General features: G+C 73.5%; 19 protein-coding genes. 8 read left to right on the top strand and 11 right to left on the bottom strand.

Features of this window, described 5'->3' with window-relative positions:
* Positions 1-6 precede the first annotated feature (6 nt).
* A complete protein-coding gene (locus AC0666_RS20290; protein WP_468964720.1) occupies positions 7-1488 on the bottom strand; it encodes a condensation domain-containing protein in 1482 nt (493 codons plus the stop codon).
* Between the two features lie 239 nt (positions 1489-1727).
* Positions 1728-2612, bottom strand: a complete 885-nt coding sequence (locus AC0666_RS20285) for a LysR family transcriptional regulator (RefSeq protein WP_478708061.1) — start codon at positions 2610-2612, stop codon at positions 1728-1730.
* A 71-nt stretch (positions 2613-2683) separates the two neighbouring features.
* Between AC0666_RS20285 and AC0666_RS20280 the strand changes: the two genes are divergently transcribed.
* Both AC0666_RS20280 and AC0666_RS20275 read left to right on the top strand, forming a co-directional pair.
* Positions 2684-3544: an NAD-dependent epimerase/dehydratase family protein gene (locus AC0666_RS20280; RefSeq protein ID WP_468964723.1), complete on the top strand. Its 861-nt coding sequence runs from the start codon at positions 2684-2686 to the stop codon at positions 3542-3544.
* Positions 3545-3741: 197 nt separating this feature from the next.
* Entirely contained in the window at positions 3742-5505 is a 1764-nt protein-coding gene (locus AC0666_RS20275; RefSeq protein WP_478708060.1) for an immunity 49 family protein, read from the top strand.
* Between the two features lie 36 nt (positions 5506-5541).
* Here the strand turns inward: AC0666_RS20275 and AC0666_RS20270 are convergent, their stop codons facing one another.
* Positions 5542-6021 (bottom strand): hypothetical protein, encoded by a 480-nt coding sequence (locus tag AC0666_RS20270; RefSeq protein ID WP_468964727.1) that lies wholly within the window; start codon positions 6019-6021, stop codon positions 5542-5544.
* 120 nt (positions 6022-6141) lie between these two features.
* On the opposite strand from AC0666_RS20270, the gene AC0666_RS20265 reads away from it, so the two are divergent.
* A complete protein-coding gene (locus tag AC0666_RS20265) occupies positions 6142-7212 on the top strand; it encodes a DUF2330 domain-containing protein (protein ID WP_468964729.1) in 1071 nt (356 codons plus the stop codon).
* A gap of 36 nt (positions 7213-7248) precedes the next feature.
* Here AC0666_RS20265 and AC0666_RS20260 read toward each other — a convergent pair whose 3' ends face one another.
* The gene (locus tag AC0666_RS20260; RefSeq protein ID WP_468964731.1) at positions 7249-7965 is read right to left on the bottom strand and encodes a carboxylesterase family protein; all 717 of its coding nucleotides are present in this window, start codon (positions 7963-7965) and stop codon (positions 7249-7251) included.
* Here AC0666_RS20260 and AC0666_RS20255 point away from each other — a divergent pair.
* The 3 genes from AC0666_RS20255 (at position 7935) to AC0666_RS20245 (ending at position 9510) form a co-directional block, all read left to right on the top strand.
* Entirely contained in the window at positions 7935-8321 is a 387-nt protein-coding gene (locus AC0666_RS20255) for a fumarylacetoacetate hydrolase family protein (RefSeq protein WP_468965415.1), read from the top strand. The genes AC0666_RS20260 and AC0666_RS20255 overlap by 31 nt on opposite strands.
* A gap of 90 nt (positions 8322-8411) precedes the next feature.
* Complete coding sequence (locus AC0666_RS20250) at positions 8412-9137, top strand: maleate cis-trans isomerase family protein (protein ID WP_478708100.1); 726 nt, start codon at positions 8412-8414, stop codon at positions 9135-9137.
* Between the two features lie 64 nt (positions 9138-9201).
* On the top strand, positions 9202-9510 hold the full coding sequence (locus AC0666_RS20245) for a PaaX family transcriptional regulator C-terminal domain-containing protein (protein ID WP_478708059.1): 309 nt from the start codon (positions 9202-9204) through the stop codon (positions 9508-9510).
* A 45-nt stretch (positions 9511-9555) separates the two neighbouring features.
* Here AC0666_RS20245 and AC0666_RS20240 read toward each other — a convergent pair whose 3' ends face one another.
* The 7 genes from AC0666_RS20240 to AC0666_RS20210 form a co-directional block, all read right to left on the bottom strand.
* Complete coding sequence (locus AC0666_RS20240) at positions 9556-10011, bottom strand: hypothetical protein (protein WP_468964735.1); 456 nt, start codon at positions 10009-10011, stop codon at positions 9556-9558.
* Positions 10012-10117: 106 nt separating this feature from the next.
* Entirely contained in the window at positions 10118-10972 is an 855-nt protein-coding gene (locus tag AC0666_RS20235; protein ID WP_478708058.1) for a DMT family transporter, read from the bottom strand.
* 78 nt (positions 10973-11050) lie between these two features.
* Complete coding sequence (locus tag AC0666_RS20230) at positions 11051-11860, bottom strand: ATP-grasp domain-containing protein (protein WP_478708057.1); 810 nt, start codon at positions 11858-11860, stop codon at positions 11051-11053.
* Positions 11857-12762: an ATP-grasp domain-containing protein gene (locus tag AC0666_RS20225; protein WP_468964740.1), complete on the bottom strand. Its 906-nt coding sequence runs from the start codon at positions 12760-12762 to the stop codon at positions 11857-11859. Before AC0666_RS20225 ends, AC0666_RS20230 begins: the two co-directional genes overlap by 4 nt.
* Before the next feature lie 425 nt (positions 12763-13187).
* The gene (locus AC0666_RS20220; RefSeq protein ID WP_468964742.1) at positions 13188-13928 is read right to left on the bottom strand and encodes an anti-sigma factor; all 741 of its coding nucleotides are present in this window, start codon (positions 13926-13928) and stop codon (positions 13188-13190) included.
* Entirely contained in the window at positions 13925-14536 is a 612-nt protein-coding gene (locus AC0666_RS20215) for a sigma-70 family RNA polymerase sigma factor (RefSeq protein WP_468579894.1), read from the bottom strand. The genes AC0666_RS20220 and AC0666_RS20215 overlap by 4 nt, the downstream gene beginning before the upstream one ends.
* 99 nt (positions 14537-14635) lie before the next feature.
* Positions 14636-15631: a DUF1996 domain-containing protein gene (locus AC0666_RS20210; protein WP_468964744.1), complete on the bottom strand. Its 996-nt coding sequence runs from the start codon at positions 15629-15631 to the stop codon at positions 14636-14638.
* Between the two features lie 215 nt (positions 15632-15846).
* On the opposite strand from AC0666_RS20210, the gene AC0666_RS20205 reads away from it, so the two are divergent.
* Both AC0666_RS20205 and AC0666_RS20200 read left to right on the top strand, forming a co-directional pair.
* A complete protein-coding gene (locus AC0666_RS20205) occupies positions 15847-16593 on the top strand; it encodes a DUF1838 family protein (protein WP_468964746.1) in 747 nt (248 codons plus the stop codon).
* A gap of 405 nt (positions 16594-16998) precedes the next feature.
* Complete coding sequence (locus tag AC0666_RS20200) at positions 16999-18771, top strand: S8 family peptidase (RefSeq protein WP_468965420.1); 1773 nt, start codon at positions 16999-17001, stop codon at positions 18769-18771.
* The last annotated feature ends 156 nt before the right edge of the window (positions 18772-18927 follow it).

Here is an 18927-nt window from a genome sequence, read left to right as displayed (position 1 = left end):
CGCTGCTCAGCGGAGGCCGGCGGAAGCGGCCGCGTCCAGCGGGCCGCGCACCGGCCGCCTCGGTGCCGTGAGCGCGACCGGCCGGCGGAAGGAACCGTGCCGGGCGATCTCCCGGACCGTCTCCCGCAGCGCCTCCTGGAAGCCGTCCATGGTGCGGCGGGCCGCGGCGGTGTCCACGTAGATGGAGTTCATGTGCAGCCCGTCCGCGTCCCGCTGGAACCAGGAGCAGGCCCCGTTGGCGCGCGCCGACCACACGTGGGAGGTGGGCCGCCAGTCCTCGTGCCGCTCGGCGCCCGGACTCTTGCGCATGTCGATGTACGAGAAGAAGTTCACCGGGTACGGCCAGGAACGGGCGGCGAACTCCCGCGGGGCCAGCAGCTCCCAGGCCCGGACGAAGGGCACGTCGAGATGGCCGATCATCTCCCCGAACCCCTCCCGTACGCCGGCCATGACCTGGCCGAAGTCACGGCCCGGCGAGGCGTCGAACTCGATCGGCATGGTGTTGACGAACCAGCCCACCGAGTTCGCCCAGCCGGCCCGGCCGCGCTCGCTGACCGGCATGAACCCCCGGTACACGCCGGGGCCCCCGGCCTCGCGCAGACACACGGCGACCGCCGCGAGCACACCCATGAACGGCTTGCCGCCGGCCACGGAACACGCCTTCTCGAACACCTCGGCCTCGCCGGCGTCCAGCAGCAGGGAGGCCTCGTTGACGATCGGGTACATCCGGTCCGGCTCCACCCCGAGTTCGAGCGGGAACCGGGGGAAGAACTCGCCGTTGCGGGCGATGAACGCCTTCCAGTAGTCCAGCCGCCGGTCGGAGGCGTCGATGGAGAGGTAGCGCCGGCGCTGCTCGTCGGCGAAGTCGAGGTAGCTCGGCGCGGGGGGCAGGGCCGGGTCCTCACCCCGGCACAAGGCCTCGTACGCGCTCTGCACCTCGTGGACCACGATCGGCATCGACATGCCGTCGCAGACGATGTGGTCGAAGGCCAGGTACACGGTGGCGGAGTCCTCGCGCAGCACGGCGCCCATGGTGAACAGCGGCCAGGACAGGGTGTCGATGCTGCGCCGGAACCGCTCGACGAGGAAGCCGCGCAGCGCCTGCGAGGAGTCGAAGGCCGCCACCTCCGACGCCTCCAACAGCAGTTCGTCGGCCGCGATGGGCTCGCACGCCAACTCACCGGCGAGCCGCCGGAACTCGCACCGCAGCACCTCGTGCCGTCGTACGAAGGCCAGCAGGGCCCGGTTCAAGGCCTGCTCGTCCAGAGCCCCCGCGACCTCGAAGGTGACCGCGATCCAGGAGGCGACGGGGTCGTCGGCGCCGCGGCTCTCCTCGGCGACGGTGAAGTGCTTGTCCTGGTTGAAGGAGGCCGCCCTCCGGCCCTCCCCGTCCCCCTCCGCCGACGCAGGCGCCGCCGTGGACCGCAGGCGCCACTCGACGACCCTGCCGGGTGCCATGTGGTGCATCTCCAGAGGAAACTGCCGCATTCCGTCATCCCTTCGCCCCCAGAGTCAACCCCGAGCGCCTAACGACACCCGACCGCCGGAGGTGACGCGCCGAATCAGTTCTCCATCACCGGGACCGGCAGCGCCGGTTCGGCGGCAGCCGCCTCCGCCCAGGGGGTCGGCGCCGGCGAGCAGACGTACGAGCACCTCGCCGCCGGCATCCGCACGGCCGCCTGTCGGCACGCCGGGCCGGACACCCCCTGGGCCGGCCAGGGGTGTCGTCAGGGCCGTACCGCCTGGGCCAAGGCCTCGGTGAGTGCCGCGGCGTACGGCTGGGGGCGGCGACGGCGGGGAGCGGCCACCCCGATGTGCCGGGCGGGGCGCGCGGGTTCGATCCGGACGACCGCGCAGGACTGCGGCGCGGCCAGGGCCACGTGCGGGATCAGCGAGACGCCGACGCCCGCCCCGACCAGGGTCTGGGCGAAGAAGTAGTCGGTGGTCGAGGCCGCCACCCGCAGGTCGAAGCCGGCGAGCTCCGCATACCGGCGCAGGAAGGCCTCCGTCTTCAGGCAGCCCAACACCCAGCGCTCGGCGCCCAGTTCGGTGAGCGCGAGCGAGGGGCGGTCCGCCAGCCGGTGGTCGTGCGGCAGGACCAGCCACAGCGGATCCTCCATCAGCGGCGTCCAGTCGAGCCCGCTGCGCCGAGGCGGCGGCCCGTCGAAGTGGTAGGCGAGGGCGAGGTCCGCCGCCCCGCTGCGCACCATCGGCACGGCCGCCTCCGGTTCGGCCTCCACCACCGTCAGTTCGACCTCGGGACATGCGGCCACGAACCGGGACAACGCCTGCGGCAGCAGATGCCGGCCGCCGCTCGTGAAGGTCGCGACCGTCAGCCGGGGGCGTGCCGCGGTGAGCCGGTCGATGGCGCTGCGGACCTGGTCCAGTTCGGCCGCGATCGTCTCCGCCGCCTCCACCAGCAGCCGCCCCGGCTCGGTGAGCGTGACGCCGCGCGTGCTGCGCACCGCCACCGGGTGGCCGAGGCTCCGTTCCAGCGCGGCGATGTGCTGGGAGACGGCGGACGGAGTCAGCAGCAGCGCCCCGGCCGCCTTGTTGAAGCTGCCGTGCTCGGCGACGGCCCGCAGCACCCGCAGCCGCTGCACATCGATCATCAGTGTTCCTTCATACCGGTTCAGCAAGTGATCAGTTCTGCTGAGGACGATAGCGCGGCAGAGTCGACCCCATGCGAAGCGTCCTCGTCATCGGCGGAAGCCGGTACTTCGGAAAACACCTGGTCACCCTGGAGCGCGAAGCCGGCAGCGCGGTCACCGTCCTCAACCGCGGCTCGGCGGACCCGCCCCGCGGTGTCGCCCGCCTCGTCGCCGACCGCGACGACGAGGCTCAACTGCTCGCCGCGCTGGGCCCGCGCACCTTCGACACCGTCATCGACCAGGTCTGCTACACGCCGGCCCAGGCCGCCGTCGCGCGCCGCGTCTTCGCGGGGCGGACCGGACGGTACGTGATGACCTCCACGATGGAGGTGTACGACCCCGCGCCGCCGACCGCCGAGGCCCGCGCGTACGCCGAGGGCAAGCGGCAGGCCGAGGCCGTCCTGCTGGGCGATCCCGCCTTCCCCGGTGTCGCCGTGCGGACGGCGCACGTGCTGGGCGGCGGCCGGGCGGAGTTCACCGGGCGCCTCGCGCACTACGTCGAGCGGATCGGCGCGGGCGACCCGGTCGAGGTCCACGAGACGCCCTACGCCACCTCCTTCATCCACCACCGGGAGATCGCGCGCTTCCTGCAGTGGACGGCCGGACAGACCTTCACCGGTGCGGTGGACGCGGCCTCCCACGGCTCGCTGGACGTACGGGGCCTGTGCGAGCTGGTCGGCGGGCAGCTCGGGCGACGGCCGCGCTACCGGGTCGTCGCGAACGGAGCCGTGGCTTCGCCGTTCTCCTTCGACCGCGCCTACGCCATGGACAACTCCCGGGCCGCGGACCTCGGTTTCGGCTTCGGCCGTACCGCGGACTGGCTGCCGCACGCCATCGCCGAGGCCGCTGCCGCCGCGGCTGCCGCCACGGGCACGAGCGCGTGCGCGGGGTAGGCCCCGCCCGGCCGCTCAGCCCTCCCCGAGTCGCCGTTCCGGCGGCGCGGTCACCACGGGGCTGCTCAGGCCGGGGGACGGGCTACGACGCGCGCGCCGGTTCGATGCGGGCCAGGACTCCCGGCCAGCCGTGGCACCCGCCTTGTCGGACCCCGCGCCTAGGCTGTCCGCAAGGCCCGTGATCAAGGAGCAGTGCAGTGCGGATAGAGCGTCACCAGGTAGGCCAGGCAGTCCTTTCAGCGGCGCGCGAGGACTTCGCGAACCGGATCGGGGGACAGGTCCGGTCCCTGTCGAAGGCCGGCCGGATGGCCACCTACGAGTGGCAGTCGATAGCCGAGGAGTTCCTCGACTACCTGGGCGCCCTCTCCGTCGAGACGCCCGGCCTCGACACCCCGGAGGCCAAGGCGGCCCTCAAGGACGCCACCGAGGCCGCGGCCGGCGCCGTCGCCTTCGCGGCGTACCACCCGCACTGCACCTTCCAGGTCTTCCTCGACTACGTGAACTTCGGGATCAGCTACGACCCCCGCGACGAGGACGACGCCGAGGAAAGCGTCACCCCGGGCGAGTGGATCGACGCGTTCTGCCTCGCGATCCTCACGGACAAGACCGAATGGCACGGTGAGGCCTTCCACTTCGCCCGCCGCAAGTTCGAGGAGGAGGCGCAAGGCAGCCCCGCCGGCGAGCTCGCCACCGGGTTCACGGCGCAGGTCCTCGGCGACACGGGCGACGAGGACCAGGACTACCCGCCGAGCGCGCAGGCGAAGCTCGCCGCCATCGACGCCGCGCTGGCCCGCATCCGCCGCCGGGAGGAGGAGACCGGCGAAAGCCTCCTCGACCGGCCGGACAGCGTGGCGCTGAAGGCCCTCCGCGCGCTGGCCGCCCAGGACCGGGAGGCCTTCGACTCCGCACTGACCGGCCTCCTCCTCCGGTACACCGCCCTGCACGGCCCCGACGCCCCGCCCAGCAGCCTCCTCCCGCTCCTGCCGCTCGGCCTGGCCGCGCTCGCGTACCGGAGCCTGGGCTGGACATCGGCGCTGCGCACCGACTACCTCCCGCACGCCCTCGTCACCGGCTTCGAGACCCGGGGCCCGAGGGTCGGCGGCTTCGGCCGCGACCGGCGTCCGGACGCGGTCGCCGCGCTGGCCGCCGGCCCGCTGGTGGTCGAGCGCCCGGTACTCGACCGGAACGTGAACCCCGAGAGCGAGGCCCTGTTCGACCGATACACCCGGGAGGCCCTCACCCCGGCGGACGGAAAGCCCCTCGCCGCCTGGCGGCTCGGGAGAGCCCTGCGCTACCAGGAGCTCCTCTTCAAGTGGCACGCCGGAAACTCCGCCGACGCCACGGACGCCCAGCTCGCCCACCTGCGGCTCGCCTCCCAGCTCGGCGCGGCCCTGTTCCGCATCGCCCTCGCCGAGCCGGGCACCGAGGCCGAGGTGACCATCGACGGCCGGACCCTCCGCTACCCGGCTGCCCGGGACGAGGAGGCGGGCGCCGGCGCCTGGGAGAACGCCACCGCCTTCGCCCTGATCACCGGGGTACGCGAGGACCTCGCCCCCCTGGTCCTCACCGGCCCCGGGTGGACCGGCAAGGACGGCTCCGCCTTCGCCGCGTACCGGGAGGCCCTGCACGCCTACCTGAGGGGCGTCGACCCCGGGCCGGCGGCGGAGCGGGCGCTGCAGGAGGTCGGGAGGGCCAAGGACTGGGGCTTCTTCCCGCCGCCCGCGGTCCTCCTGTCGCAGCTCGTGGAGGGGGACGAGGAGAGCTTCAACCTGGCCCTGGCCGACGCCCTCGAAGCCCACCGCGACCACTACCAGGTGGCCGACCGCGCCGGCGACGCCGACGCCGCGATCGACCTCAACGTCCTCGCCCTGGCCTGCCACGCCCGTCGGCGGGGCTGGAACATCCGGGTCGAGTCCCCCTACCTGCCCCGGCGGCTGCTCCTGGCCGCGGAACCCTTCTGAGGAGGACCCGGCGGCTCCGCGGCCCGGCCGGCGTCCTCAGGCGGCCGGGCCCAGGAGGCTTTCGATGCCGTCCACGTAGGCGGCCGTGGCCGAGCCCGGGCGGGCAGCCCGCTCCCTGCGCAGCAGGGGCAGGCCCACGCGGACGAACGCCGCGCACTGCCCGTACAGCCCGGCCTCGTGCGAGCTGCCGTCGTCCTCCGACCCGAGGAGGGACACCAGGGTCCACAGCAGGGCCTCCCGGGTCGCCTGCCGGGGCGGACCCGCCGACCACACGGCCATCAGCACCCCGCAGACCGCGGGCGCGGGCGGCCGCAGGACGCCCGACTGGAAGGCATGCCCTTCCAGCGCGTGGAAGGCCGCCGGATGGCCCTCGGCCGCATCCCACAGCGTGTCCACCAGATGCCCCGCGGAGCGCCGGCAGCCGCACTCGACGGAATCCCAGTCGTGCCGCGCGATCTCCGCCGCGACGGTGTCGGGCACCATCGGGCTGGAGCGCACCTTGTCCTTCCCTCTCATGGGAGAAGTATGGGATCAGGCCAACACGGCGGACCAGAGCCCCCCTCCCTGCCGCGACGGTGGCCGGAACCAGATCACCGGAACCGGATCATCCGGGCCGTCGTCTGTGATCCCGTGTGGATGAAACGAAGAATCCTGGCCCTGCTGCTGGCCCTGCTCGCGACCCAGATCGGCTCCCTGGTCAGCCCGGCCTACGCCTGCGGCTGCGGGGCGATGATCCCTGACGGCACCTCCCGCATCGGGGTGGAGCGGGAGACCTCCGTCGTGCGCTGGGACGGGCACACGGAACAGATCGTCATGCGGTTCACCGTACGCGGCGACGCCAAGCGGGCGGCCTGGATCATGCCGGTGCCCGGGCGGGCGACCGTGGAGCGGTCCGACGGCGCCCTCTTCACCCAGCTGGACGCACTGACCAGCCCCGCGCAGAGGACCCGTACGTACTTCTGGCCGCGCGACAAGGACTGGCCCTTCTCCTCGGCCTCCGGCGACACGGCCGCAGCCCCGCTGCCGGGCGACGCCGCGCCGGTCGGCGTCGTCGGCCGCGAGCAGCTCGGCGACTTCGACGTGGCACGCCTCACCGCCACCGACCCCGACGCGCTGCGCAACTGGCTGGAGGACAACGGGTTCAAGCTGCCCGACGGCCTCGCCACCGAACTGAAGCCGTACGTCGACCAGAAATGGGAGTACGTCGCCGTACGCCTCGCCCCCCGTGAGAAGGGCAGGCCCCTGCTGGGCAGCCTCGACCCGCTGCTGATCCGCTTCGACAGCGACCGCCTGGTCTACCCCATGCGGCTCTCCCGGCTCGCCAAGACGCCTCAGGCTCTGGGCCTCTACATCCTCGCCGACCACCGGATGGAGCCGGCCTCCCGCATCGGCGGCGCGGCGCCCGAGGTCACCTTCGCGGGGACCGTCGCCCCCGACGGCGCCCTCGCCGCGCTCACCGGCGGCAAGCAGACCTACCTCACCGCGATCGACCAGCGGTTCCCCCAACCGGCGCTGATCGACGGCGACCACGTCCTGCGCGCGACCGCCGCCGACACCCCCTACCGCCGCTACGTCTACCGGTACGAACTGAGCACCGTCGGCGGTGTCCCGACCTGGATCCTGACGGTCGCCGGCGTCCTCCTCGTCCTCCTGGCCGCGCTCGGCGCCCTGCTGCTGCGCGCCCGGGGCAGGCGGGCGCGCAGCTGAGGCGGTGGCGGGGTCAGCGCGGCGCCTCCGGCGGACTCAGACCGGCCGCGGCGGCTGCGTCCGCCAGACCGCGCACTGGTGGTCGGCCGAGAACGTGCTGCTCGTGCGCGTGGCCCCGGGATGCAGGGTGAGGACCGTGCCGCCGGCCGGGCCGCCCCCGGTCGCCGGCCAGGCCGCCTGCCCCGGCACCGCCGGGGCGCCGCGGCGCGCGAAGGCGCCCCAGTACCGCTTCATCCGGGTCGCGAGCGCCTCCTGCACGGGGGTCAGGGGACGCCCACCCATCGTGAAGTCGTGCAGGTAGGCCAGTTCGGCGCTGTGCGCGTTGGACTCGTCCAGGCCGGGCACCTGAGCCCCGGCCAGGGTCGGCGAGTCCGGGTCGTCGAACTCGTAGGCGTAGGTGGGGACCTGTGCTGCGAACAACTGCGCCGTCCACGCCGTCTGGCAGGCGAAGGTCGAGTCGGTCAGGACCGCCGACAGCGCCAGGTACGCGGACCCGTAAGCCGACACCGGATACCGGGCCAGTACCTCGGGCGCCGCCGCCCCGTACCCCGCCAGCACCTGCGCGGCGTACTGCTCCGGCGTCAGGTACGGCTGCGTCAGCGCGAGGAAGAACCGCGACTCGGAGCGGGTGCTGCCGATCAGCACCGGCACCTTGTTCCAGGCGCCGCGCCCGACGGCGGCCGCCGGGTCCACCGGCAGCAGCCCGTCGCCGGAGGCGGGCCCTGAGGTGGGCAGCGTACGGGCCGCCTCCACCAGCGCCCGGCCAGTGGTTCTTCTCCAAGGGACAGGACTCGTACGCGCCCTTCGGACCGGTCGTCGTCACGGCGGACGCCATCCCCGACCCCATGGACCTGGACCTCTCGCTGCGTGTCAACGGGGTCACCAAGCAGAAGTCGAACACCCGGCACATGCTCTTCCCCATCGCCCGGCTCATCGCCGACATCAGCTCCGGCATGACCCTGGAGCCCGGCGACGTCATCGCGACGGGATCACCCTCCGGAGTGGGCGCCGGCATGGTGCCGCCGCAGTTCCTGCTCCCCGGTGACACGGTCGAGGCGACCGTCGAGGGGATCGGCACCCTCGCCAACCCCGTCGTCGACGCCCGCTGAACCCCATCCGCCGCCCCGCCCTTCCCAGGAGTGCCCGTGCCGCCCAGCACCTACCGCATCGGCCAGATCGTGCCGAGTTCCAACGTCACCATGGAGACGGAGATCCCCGCCATCCTGCGCGCCCGTCAGGCCCTCGTACCCGACGAGCGGTTCACCTTCCACTCCAGCCGGATGCGCATGACGCACGTGACCCCCGAGCAGCTCAAGGCCATGGACGCCGACTCCGACCGCTGCGCGCAGGAGCTGTCCGACGCCCGGGTCGACGTACTCGGCTACGCCTGCCTCGTCGCCATCATGAGCATGGGCCTCGGCTACCACCGCGTCTCCCAGGAGCGGCTGCACGCCCGTACGGCGGAGAACGGCGCACCGGCCCCCGTGGTGACCAGCGCGGGGGCCCTGGTGCACGGACTGCACACCATCGGTGCCCGGAAGATCGTCCTGCTCGCCCCGTACATGCGGCCCCTGACCCGGACCGTCGTGGACTACCTCACCCACGAGGGCATCGAGGTCCTCGACTACGAAGCCCTGGAGATCCCGGACAACCTGGACGTGGCCGCGCACGACCCGGCCCGGCTGCCCGGCCTCGCCCGGGCCCTGGACCACGCGGAAGCCGACGCGGTCGTGCTCTCCGCGTGCGTGCAGATGCCCTCGCTCGGCGCCATCGAGGAAGCCGAGCAGCTCCTGGGCAAGCCCGTGGTGTCCGCGGCCGTCTGCACCGCCCACCAGATGCTGCGGGCCCTTGGCCTGCCGGCCGTCGCGCCGGGGGCGGGACGCCTGCTCTCCGGCGCCTACGCCGAGGCACCCCTGCCGTCATAGGGGCCGGAAGCGAACGCACCTGTTCGCCGCCGAGTACGCCGCCTTCAGCGACCTGCCGGAGACGGTGGGTTCCTGGTGGGACTTCCCCGCCATCCAGACGCGTTACGCCGCCTTCGCCGACACCTACGCGCCGGTGGCCGCGCGCCTGGCGGCCGAGGGGGAGCCGGCCGCGGCCGAGGCGTTCCGCCACTACGTGCCGCTGCTCACCCAGTGGCGCCGTCTGCCCTACCTCGACCCGGGACTGCCGAGCGAGCTCCTGCCGGCCGACTGGAACGCGGTGGCGGCCCGCCGGCTCTTCCAGGAGCTCCATGCGGTCCTGCTCGGCCGGAGCCTGCGCCACGTCCGCGAGGTCACGGGCCTGCCGGAGGCATGACCGGCAGCCCGGGGCCTGACCCGGCACCCCGGGCCGGCACCGGGGTCAGGGGAGCGGCGGCACCGTGTAGGTGGGGATCGAAGGGTCGTTCAGGTCCGGCTTCCAGGGCGTCCAGTTCGGCGTCGGGGTGTGCGGCGGCGCCGGGGGCGGGTTGGGGCCGTGGTAGGGGTTCTGGGGGATCGCCGTGCGGGGCGCGGTGGACGTTTTCGGCCGCGCACCCGGAGTGGCCCCCGGGGCCGGTGTCTCGTCCGGCTCGGACGGGGGAGCGGTCGTTCCCGCCGTGGTGGTCGTCGCTGAAGGGGACGCTGCCGGGCTGGTGCTCGCCGGCGCGCTCGGGCTCGCGCTCGGCGTCGGCGACCCCGGCTTGTCCGCGGTCGGGGCCTTGCCCCCGGAACACCCGGCGAGCAGCAGAGCGCCCGCGAGCACCCCGCCCACCAGCACACCGCGTATGCACAGCGCGGCCACGGACACCGGCACTCTGCCGTGAGGGCTGACGCCCACCGGCCACCTCCTGGAAAGTCATCTGATCAGTGCGCGGTGATCGTAGCCCAGGCACGGACGGCCGCCTCAGGGCAGGCCGTCCACGGCCCCCGGCCGCCGCCGGATGTCAGGGCGCGCCCTCGCCGGCCCGGGCCAGGGCGATGACTCCCGCGCAGATCAGCGCGATCCCCAGCACCTGCAGGAGCACCCACCACCCGGAACGCAGGTGCTCCTCGTACAGCACCACCCCCAGCATCACGCTGACGCTCGCGTCGCCCAGCGTCAGCGCGGGCTGGGAGGCCACCAGCGGCCCGCCCTGCATGGCGTGTTCGAGCAGCAGCAGGGCGCAGATCCCCGTCGCGCCGAAGGCGTACGTCTGCCAGGCGGTCAGGAACGCGCCGACACCGCCCTCGCCGAGCAGGGGCACGGAGTCCTTCATCAGGGCGGCCGTCAGGGCATAGCAGATGGCGGTCGCGCCGCCCAGGCAGCCGGCCCGGGCCCGTCCCGGCGGTCGCCGCAGTCCGGCCGCCGCCAGGGCCACCGCCGCGCCCGCGCACGCCCCGAGGGCCGGGAACCACCGGTCGAGCGGTACGTGCGTGCGGTTCCCGTCGGGCGAGGCCGCCACCAGCGCCACCCCCAGCCCGACGACCACCGCCGTGACGGACAGCCACAGTGCGCCCCGCAGCCGCTGCCGCGCCGCGAGCGAGGCGATCATCAGCGCGAGCGGCAATTCCAGTACGAACAGCGGCTGTACGAGGACCAGCGCGCCCGTGGCCAAGGCGGCGGCCTGGCCCACTCCGGCGGCGATCACGGCCAGGATCCCGAAGAGCCACACGGGCCGTTTCAGCAGGTCGAGGACCAGCCCGGGGCGGAAGCCCTTGCTCTGCGGCACGGTGAGCGCGGCCCGGCGCTGGAGCACGGTGGCCAGCGCGTTGCTGAAGGCCGCGAACAGCGCGCAGAGGACCGGCAGGACGAAGCCCATCCGCCGATCCTCACCGGGCCCGCCGCCGTCCCGCCCCGCCGACACGCTCCCGCAGTGCCGATTCTCCCTGTCCGGGCCTCACGCGCCGGTGCCGACGCCGGCCCGGTCCAGTGCGAGGGAGGCCAGCGCCTGTGGCGCGCCGGCCTGCCCCCGGATCCCGGGAAAGGCGTTGATGTCCACGATCAGCGGGGTGCCGCCGCCCGAGTCGATGATGTCGACCCCGTAGACGTCCAGCGCGAACACCTCCCCGGCCCGGCGCACCAGCTCCGTCCAGCCGTCCGGCAGTTCGGCCACGGCGAGCGGCCGGGCCGGGTCCCGGTTTGAGCCGGGCGCGAGTTCGGAGAGGCGCAGGGCGGCGAAGAGCCGGTCCCCGATCGCCCACAGCTTGTGGTCCCAGCCGCTGTTCGGGGCGAACTCCTGGACCACCACCGGTTCCTCGGGCCACGCGGCCGCCAGCTCCCGCAGCCGCACCGGGTCGCCGACCCGGGCCACCAGGTCGTGGCGGCGGCTGTAGCGGCTCTTGACGACCACGGGGGAGCGCAGCGGCCCGCCGGATGCCCAGGCCGTAAGGGTGTCGTACGTACGGGTCCCCGCGAACGGCAGTCCGGCGCGCGCCGCCAGCTCCGCCATCGCCGTGCGGTCCTGGCAGAGCGTGGTCGCCGCGGCGGAGTTGACCACGGGCACCCCGCGCCCCTCCAGCTCCCGGGCCAGGGCCAGCCCCTGCGGGGTCTTCGACTTGAGCAGGTACACGTCGGCCAGGTCATCGGACGGAGGGCCGGCCGCCGCCGGGTCCAGCGACTCCACCCCGTGTCCGGCGGCGCGCAGCAACGCGGCCGCAGCGGCCAGCAGCGGGTGGTCCGGGTCCGGGGTGATCAGGCAGATCCTCACCGGACCTCGCCCACCCGCGAGACGGTCGCCTGGGCCGGGATCGACACCGGAAGCTCCCGCGGCGGCGACGGCGCCGGACGGACCGCCGCCCCGCCGGCCGCCGCCAGCCCGAGCACCGCACGCGCCACCCGGGCCGCCGCATCGGGGACCTGGCGGAAGCTCGGGAAGTCGTTCACGTCCACGACCACCGGCCCGTGCGGGCCCAGCAGCACGTCCACTCCGTACAGATCGAGCCCGTACACCTGCCCGACCTGCGCGGCGATCGCGGCGACCTCCGCCGACAGCGGCACCCGCCGCTCCCGTACCGAGGGATCCGGGTGCAGCGGGGAGCAGCGCTCGGTGGCGTACAGCTCGCCGCCGACCGCGTACACCTTGATGTCGGTGCCGCAGTTGGGCACGTACGGCTGGGCGATGAGCAGGCGTTCGCCCGCCAGCTCCGGCAGCAGGGCCTCCAGCTGCTCCGGCGAGGACACCAGGTGCACCGCCCGCCCCGAGCTGCCGTCCGCGGGCTTGACGACGAGCGGGTACTCGGCGCCCGGTATCTCCCGCAGCAGCTCCGGCCGCGCCACGGCGTACGTCGCCGGCACCGGCAGGTTCCCGGTGCGCCCGATGGCGGCGGCCAGTGCCTTGTCCCGGACTCCTCGGATCGACCGGGCGTCGTTGACCGTGGTCATCCCGGCGGCGGCTGCCGCTTCGAGCAGCGTCAGCCCCGGCCCGCCGGACACCGTCTTCAGCACCCAGGCGTCGTGCGTGCCGGCCGCCACCACCTCGCTCATCCGCAGCAGCGATCCGCCGGGCCGCACCACGTCCACCCGGTGGCCCCACGCGACCAGTTGCCGGATCACCTCGTTCGGCATGCCGTCGTGGCGGTAGTGCTCCTCCACCAGGAAGCAGAGCCTCATGGACCTTCCCCATATGTTCCGGACGTCCGCCGATCCCGTCCGGCGAGTTGTGACGTCACAGGATGTCATGGAGCGCTATGCGATGATCGGCCCATATGGTCGGTGAACATCCCGGGACATCCCCCGGTCCGTCACCCCCGGTCCCACAGACGCCCGGCCCCGCCCTCCCGGTTCCCCACCCGGCCCCTCACTCCCGGTGCGTCATGACCTCCCGGGCGGCGTCCCGCACGCAGACGGTCCGCGTACGGGAGCGGATCGAGGGAGGCGAGCAGGTGTGCGGCAGTCCGTGACATGGGGTCAGCGTGCCCGCGGGGGCCGGGCGCCGGGAAACGTGTTTCGGCCGGGGCCGGATGCTCCGGTGCAGGTCCGGGCGGCCGTTGCGGCCGCCCGGACTTTCCCGGGTCCCGGACTTCCCGGCGGGACGGTCAGGCGCGCACCGGCACCGACACGAAGGGCTTGCCCGCCTCGTTCTCGACGAGGACCTCCTTGACCGCGGCGGGGTCCACCGCCGCCGAGCCGTCCAGGGCCGCGCCCTTGCCCTCGCCGTTGTCCTGGCTGCCCACGACCCAGCCGCCCGCGGTGGTCCGCGTACCGTCCTTGGCCACCACGACCAGTCGGCAGCGCTCCCCCGGGGGCACCCCGGTCACCGCCGCGTGCACCCGTACCCACTTGGCGGCGGGGGTGACCTGAACGGTCATCCGTGCGCCGGTGCGGGCGTCGGTGGCGGACGCCACCCTCGTGCCGGGCACCGGAACCGGCACCGTCGGGGACGCGGGAGCCGAGACCGCCGGGGACGGCGGCGGAACCTGTGCGACCGTCTCGCCGCCCCCGCCCGACTGCGTCCCGGCCCAGAACACGGCCGCCAGCGAGGCCGCGGCGGCAAGCCCCGCGAGACCGAACCGGCGCCGCCGCGCGCCCGCCACCTCGCCCCGCATCTGCCGCAGCGTGCGCTGCAGCAGCAGATCGCCGCCCTGGGGCGGGCCGTCGAGGAAGGCCTCCGCAGGCACCTCGCCCAATGCAGCCTCCATCTGCCGCAACGCGGCCACCTCCTCCCGGCACTCCACGCAGCCGCTCATGTGCTCTTCGACCCGGCGCACGTCCTGCGCGTCCAGGACACCGAGGACGTACGGGCCGAGCTGTTCCTCCTCGTGCCGCTGCCGGTTCATGCCACCACCTCCTGCAGTCCGGCGGGCTGCTGGGGCGGCCTGCCCATTCGTCTGCCCTGCCGGGCGTTCCTCTCGCGGGAGCTGTTCTCCCGGAAGACCTCGCGCAGGGCCTTGAGCGCGTAGTGCGAGCGCGATTTGACCGTGCCCGCCGGGATGCCGAGCCTGTCGGCGGCCTCCGCGACACTGAGCTGGCGGTAGTACAACTCCTTCAACACGTCCCGGTGTTCCGGGGAGAGCTGGTCCAGGGCCCCCATGACGGTCATGGTGTCCACGACCGCGTCGGCGTGGTCCGCCTCCACCGGGGGAGCGGCCGCCGCGCCTGAGACCTCCGCCGGGCGGGCCGCCTTGGCCCGGTAGCGGTCGGTGATGATGTTGCGGGCCACCGTCAGCAGCCAGCCGCGGACCGATCCCTTTCCGTTGACCAGGACCTCGGAGTGGCGCCAGGCCCGGATCAGCGTCTCCTGGACGACGTCCTCGGCGGCGGCCCGGTCCCCGGTCAGCCGGGTGGCGTAGGCGAGCAGGGCGTGGCCGTGCTCCTCGTACACCGACCTGATCAGTGCCTCATCGGTCGAGCCCCGCCGTGTACGGGGCCACAGTGGTCCGGCCATCTCACCCTCTCCGTCTTCCTCGCCCAGTGGTGCGGTCAGAACACGGGCCCCGGCCGGGACCGGTTCATGTGACGCGCATCACTCAGGTGCGGCTATCACTCAGGTGCGACAGAGGCGGCCCTCGTTGAGGCAGTCGACGAGAGCGGCCATCTGTCCGTCCGTCATGGCGTTCACGAACATCGCGTGGTCCGTCCGCGGGCTGTGCCGCTGCTCCGGGAAGGAGTCGACGGCGACCGGCGCGCCGGGCGGCACCTCGTACGCGAGCGAGATGCGCAGCTGCGGTACGGGGAAGGTGCCCTGCGGGCAGGCGCCGCCCGCCGCGGGGAAGACGAGGTGCGCGCGGTGGTCCGGGCTCGCGGTGTCCAGGCCGTTCCAGCAGCTCGGGAAGACGAGCGTACGGGTGAGGCGGTCGCCCGCGGGGCAGCGCGGATAGCTGGTGGTGTACCGGTCGGGTGAGCCGGAGCAGCCCCAGCGGGCGCGAACCCCCGCCGAACTGCCCGCGGTGTACGCCACCGCGTCGCCGGTCACCGCCCGCAGGAAGCGCGGCATCGCCACGACCTTGCTGACCGGGCTGCCGCGGAACTCCACGGACACCGCCGACTCGGGCACGATCCGGCCCGAGTTGCCGTGCCCCGCGGCATGCTCGTGGGGGCCGGCGCCCGGCTGGTCCGGGTGGCGCAGGACCGGCCAGTAGTACGTGGAGCGGTCGCCGCCGCGGCAGCTGGTCGCGGCGGTGGCCAAGGAGGCGTCCGTCGACGACGCGTCCGTCGACAGGTTCCCCACGTAGCCGTGGGTGTGGTGGGCGCCGGAGCGCAGCCCGGGGGAGACCACCAGGTTGTCCTCGTTGTAGTGGCCCTCCTCGTTGCGTCCGCAGTCCACCGTCACGCGGCCGGCCGAGGCGTCGGCGCCGCTCGGCCGGGGATCGCCGGGGCCGGGCGGTACGTCCCTTATGTCCACGAAGTCCTCGGCGTGGACGCCGGAACGGGGGGATCCGACCCCGCCCGGCGCCCGCGAGGCCCCGAGGGCGGCGGCAGTCAGCCCGGTGCCCAGGACCAGGCAGACGAGCAGGGTGAGCAGGCGGCGTTCATTCCCCATGCGGGTCACGGTCGCCGGTGCCCGTCGCAGCGTCAACCTGGCGTCCCCCATGTCGGCCGGGGCCGCGCCGGCCCGGGCGGCGGCCCCTCGCCGGCGCCCTGCCCGGAGCGTGCCGGGGCCGTGCCCAGGCCGTGCCGGACCGCGGTGTTTCGGCCATGCCGGGGCGTGCCGTGCCTCCTTGCCCGGCCGGAGGGCGCTCGCGCACAGTACCCGGCATGACACCCGCCGAGCTCCTGTACGCCCTCGCCCGCACCCGAGCCTCGCTCGACGGCGCCGAGGTGACCTTCTGGTGGACCGGGGACATCCACGCCTGGGCCCCGGAGCGGCCCTACGAAAGGATCCTGGGCTTCGAAGGCCTCAACGTGGCCCGCCTGACCGAGGACGAGCAGACCGGCGGCTTCCGTCTCCTGACCCGCGAAGCCGCCTTCTACCTGGACCCGCACACCCGGGAGATCCTGGACACCTGGCAGGACAAGCCGGTGGTCCACGTCTGGAACGACCCGGCCAACCAGAGGCTGCGGCCCTTCCCCGTCCCCCTGACCGAGCTCGGTGACCAGGTCTGCTTCAGCCTGGAGATCCCGCTCGCGTACCCCTCACCGCTCCCGGTCGCCGACTACCCGCTGAACTCCGCCGACGACACCTACCGGGCCCTGGAGCTGTTCCAGTTCTTCGCGCCGCGTACGGTGCTGACCACCGACGCGCCCAGCGTCCCCTGCACCATGTCGTGGACGCGGATGTCCCCGTGGCTGCCCTGGATGGAGCAGGGCGCACGGCCGGGCGGCCTCACCTTCCACTGCCGCGGCCGCAAGCTCGGCTCCTACGCCGAGGTCCCCGAGCGCACCCGCGCCCGCATCGCGGCGCACCACCCCGAGTTCGCGCACGCACCGCAGGAGTGGACGGAGCCGAACGAGACCACCTGGACGTACTTCCGCAGCCTCCACCCCCGCCCGCAGGGCCGCTGAAGAGGCCAGTTAGGGTCGGCACCAGCAGGTGTAAGGGGGAGGTAAGAGGGGCGCGAGGGGGGCGACAAGGGTTTTCCCCGTATCGGGTTCATCCCCGCGTTGCCTACTGTCTGCCCACCGGCGATCTTTCCGCCCCGAACGGCCCCCGCCCCAACCCCACATGGTGCGAAGCCGTCAGGCCGGGGGGAGCGCCTGCACCGCCGTTGTCCCTGCCCCGCCGAAGCGGCCGGGACGACGCGGCGAGCGGCGGCGGCCGGGACGGGTTTGACCACCCCGTCCCCGGCCTCCGTAGCCGCCGGTCACCTCCCACACAGCTCCAACCGGCCGTGTCGGCCTGCCCGGACCCGGCCCGCGAAAGGGAACACAGTGCACGCATCGAGACGCAGGCTCATATCCGTGGTGGCGATGTCCGTCACCCTGCTGGCCGGCTCCGCCACCGCCGCCGTCGCCGTCAGCGCCGCCGAGCCCGCCCCCGCCGCCGCTTCGGCCCTCCCGGCCCCGGCCGCGCCCACCGCGCCCGCTCCGGTCGAGAAGCTGATCGTCGGATACAAGTCCTCCGCCGCCGAGGCCAGCTCCAACACGGCCGCCGCCGACGACGCCGCCGCCAAGGGCAAGAAGGCCGGCAAGAACGCGAAGTTCGACCGCCGTCTCGGCACCGGTGCCGCACTGGTCAACCTCGGCGGCGCCGCCGCTCCGGCCGACGCGGCCAAGGTGATGGACCAGTTCCGTGCCGACCCGGACGTCGCCTACGTCGAGCCGGACTCCCGCGCGTACGCCATGGCCACCCCCGACGACACCGAGTACGCCAAGCAGTGGGACCTCTTCGAGCCCACCGCCGGCATGAACGTTCCGGCAGCCTGGGACAAGAGCACCGGCTCCGGCGTCACCGTCGCCGTCATCGACACCGGCTACGTGACCCACTCCGACGTGGCCCCGAACATCGTGGCCGGCTACGACTTCATCTCGGACTCCACCGCCGCCCGTGACGGCAACGGCCGCGACAGCAACCCCGCCGACCAGGGTGACTGGAGCGGTGCGGGCGAGTGCGGCACCGGCTCCACGGCCAGCGGCTCCTCCTGGCACGGCACCCACGTCGCGGGCACCATCGCCGCGGCCACGGGCAACGCCAAGGGTGTCGCGGGCATCGCGTACAACGCGAAGATCCAGCCCGTCCGCGTCCTCGGCAAGTGCGGCGGCGCCACCTCGGACATCGTCGACGCCATCACCTGGGCCTCCGGCGGCTCCGTCGCGGGCATCCCGGCGAACGCCACCCCCGCCAAGGTGATCAACATGAGCCTGGGCGGCTCGGGCACCTGCTCCAGCAGCTACCAGAACGCGATCAACGCCGCCGTCGGCCGCGGTACGACCGTCGTCGTCGCCGCCGGCAACAGCAACGCGGACGCGGCCGGCTTCACCCCCGCGAGCTGCAACAACGTGATCACCGTGGCCGCGACCAACCGCACCGGCGACCGCTCGTTCTACTCGAACTACGGCACCAAGGTCGACGTCGCCGCCCCGGGCGGTGAGACCCGCCGCGCCACCGACACGCCCGGCACCGTCACCACCCCCGAGAACGGCATCCTCTCCACGCTGAACTCCGGCACCACCACCCCGGGCTCGGAGATCTACAAGCCCTACCAGGGCACCAGCATGGCCGCCCCGCACATCGCGGGCCTCGCCGCGCTGCTGAAGTCCGCGAACTCCTCGCTGACCCCGGCCCAGATCGAGTCCGCGATCAAGGCCAACGCCCGCACCCTGGCCGGCACCTGCACCGGTGGCTGCGGCGCCGGTCTCGCCGACGCGGCCGCGACCGTGAACGCGGTGACCTCCACCCCCTCCACGGGCTTCGAGAACACCACGAACGTGTCCATCCTCGACAACACGACCGTGGAGAGCCAGATCACCGTCAGCGGAGTGGCCGGCAACGCCCCGGCCGCCCTCGCGGTCAACGTGAACATCGTGCACACCTACATCGGTGACCTGAAGGTCGACCTGGTGGCCCCGGACGGCTCCGTCTACACCCTGCACAACCGGGCCGGCGGCAGCACCGACAACATCAACCAGCAGTACACCGTGAACGCCTCCTCGGAGGTCGCCAACGGCACCTGGAAGCTCCGCGTCAACGACAACGCCGGCGGCGACACCGGCTTCATCGACTCCTGGAGCCTCGGCTTCTGAGTTTCTTCCGAGGGGCCGATAGTACGGACCTTTCGAACCCTGCGGACCTGCTGATACACCGCGTATCGGCAGGTCCGCAGCGCTTTCCCGACAGCTGACTGAATTCTGCGTCACAATCCGGTTCCACCCGGCATCCGACCTCGTATTGTCGCCTCT

It is taken from the genome of Streptomyces sp. NPDC043680, from assembly GCF_056436685.1.
The sequence above is the reverse complement of the archived record's forward strand: the minus strand, read 5'-3'. Positions and strand labels throughout refer to the sequence as shown.

Coding starts and splice junctions, on each gene's coding strand:
- AC0666_RS20270 (WP_468964727.1), bottom strand. CDS start 6,021: ATGAGAGGGAAGGACAAGGTGCGCTCCAGCCCGATGGTGCCCGACACC.
- AC0666_RS20215 (WP_468579894.1), bottom strand. CDS start 14,536: ATGGCCGGACCACTGTGGCCCCGTACACGGCGGGGCTCGACCGATGAG.
- AC0666_RS20265 (WP_468964729.1), top strand. CDS start 6,142: ATGAAACGAAGAATCCTGGCCCTGCTGCTGGCCCTGCTCGCGACCCAG.
- AC0666_RS20225 (WP_468964740.1), bottom strand. CDS start 12,762: ATGAGGCTCTGCTTCCTGGTGGAGGAGCACTACCGCCACGACGGCATG.
- AC0666_RS20220 (WP_468964742.1), bottom strand. CDS start 13,928: ATGAACCGGCAGCGGCACGAGGAGGAACAGCTCGGCCCGTACGTCCTC.
- AC0666_RS20235 (WP_478708058.1), bottom strand. CDS start 10,972: ATGGGCTTCGTCCTGCCGGTCCTCTGCGCGCTGTTCGCGGCCTTCAGC.
- AC0666_RS20290 (WP_468964720.1), bottom strand. CDS start 1,488: ATGCGGCAGTTTCCTCTGGAGATGCACCACATGGCACCCGGCAGGGTC.
- AC0666_RS20210 (WP_468964744.1), bottom strand. CDS start 15,631: ATGGGGAATGAACGCCGCCTGCTCACCCTGCTCGTCTGCCTGGTCCTG.
- AC0666_RS20280 (WP_468964723.1), top strand. CDS start 2,684: ATGCGAAGCGTCCTCGTCATCGGCGGAAGCCGGTACTTCGGAAAACAC.
- AC0666_RS20200 (WP_468965420.1), top strand. CDS start 16,999: ATGTCCGTCACCCTGCTGGCCGGCTCCGCCACCGCCGCCGTCGCCGTC.
- AC0666_RS20205 (WP_468964746.1), top strand. CDS start 15,847: ATGACACCCGCCGAGCTCCTGTACGCCCTCGCCCGCACCCGAGCCTCG.
- AC0666_RS20285 (WP_478708061.1), bottom strand. CDS start 2,612: ATGATCGATGTGCAGCGGCTGCGGGTGCTGCGGGCCGTCGCCGAGCAC.
- AC0666_RS20250 (WP_478708100.1), top strand. CDS start 8,412: ATGGAGACGGAGATCCCCGCCATCCTGCGCGCCCGTCAGGCCCTCGTA.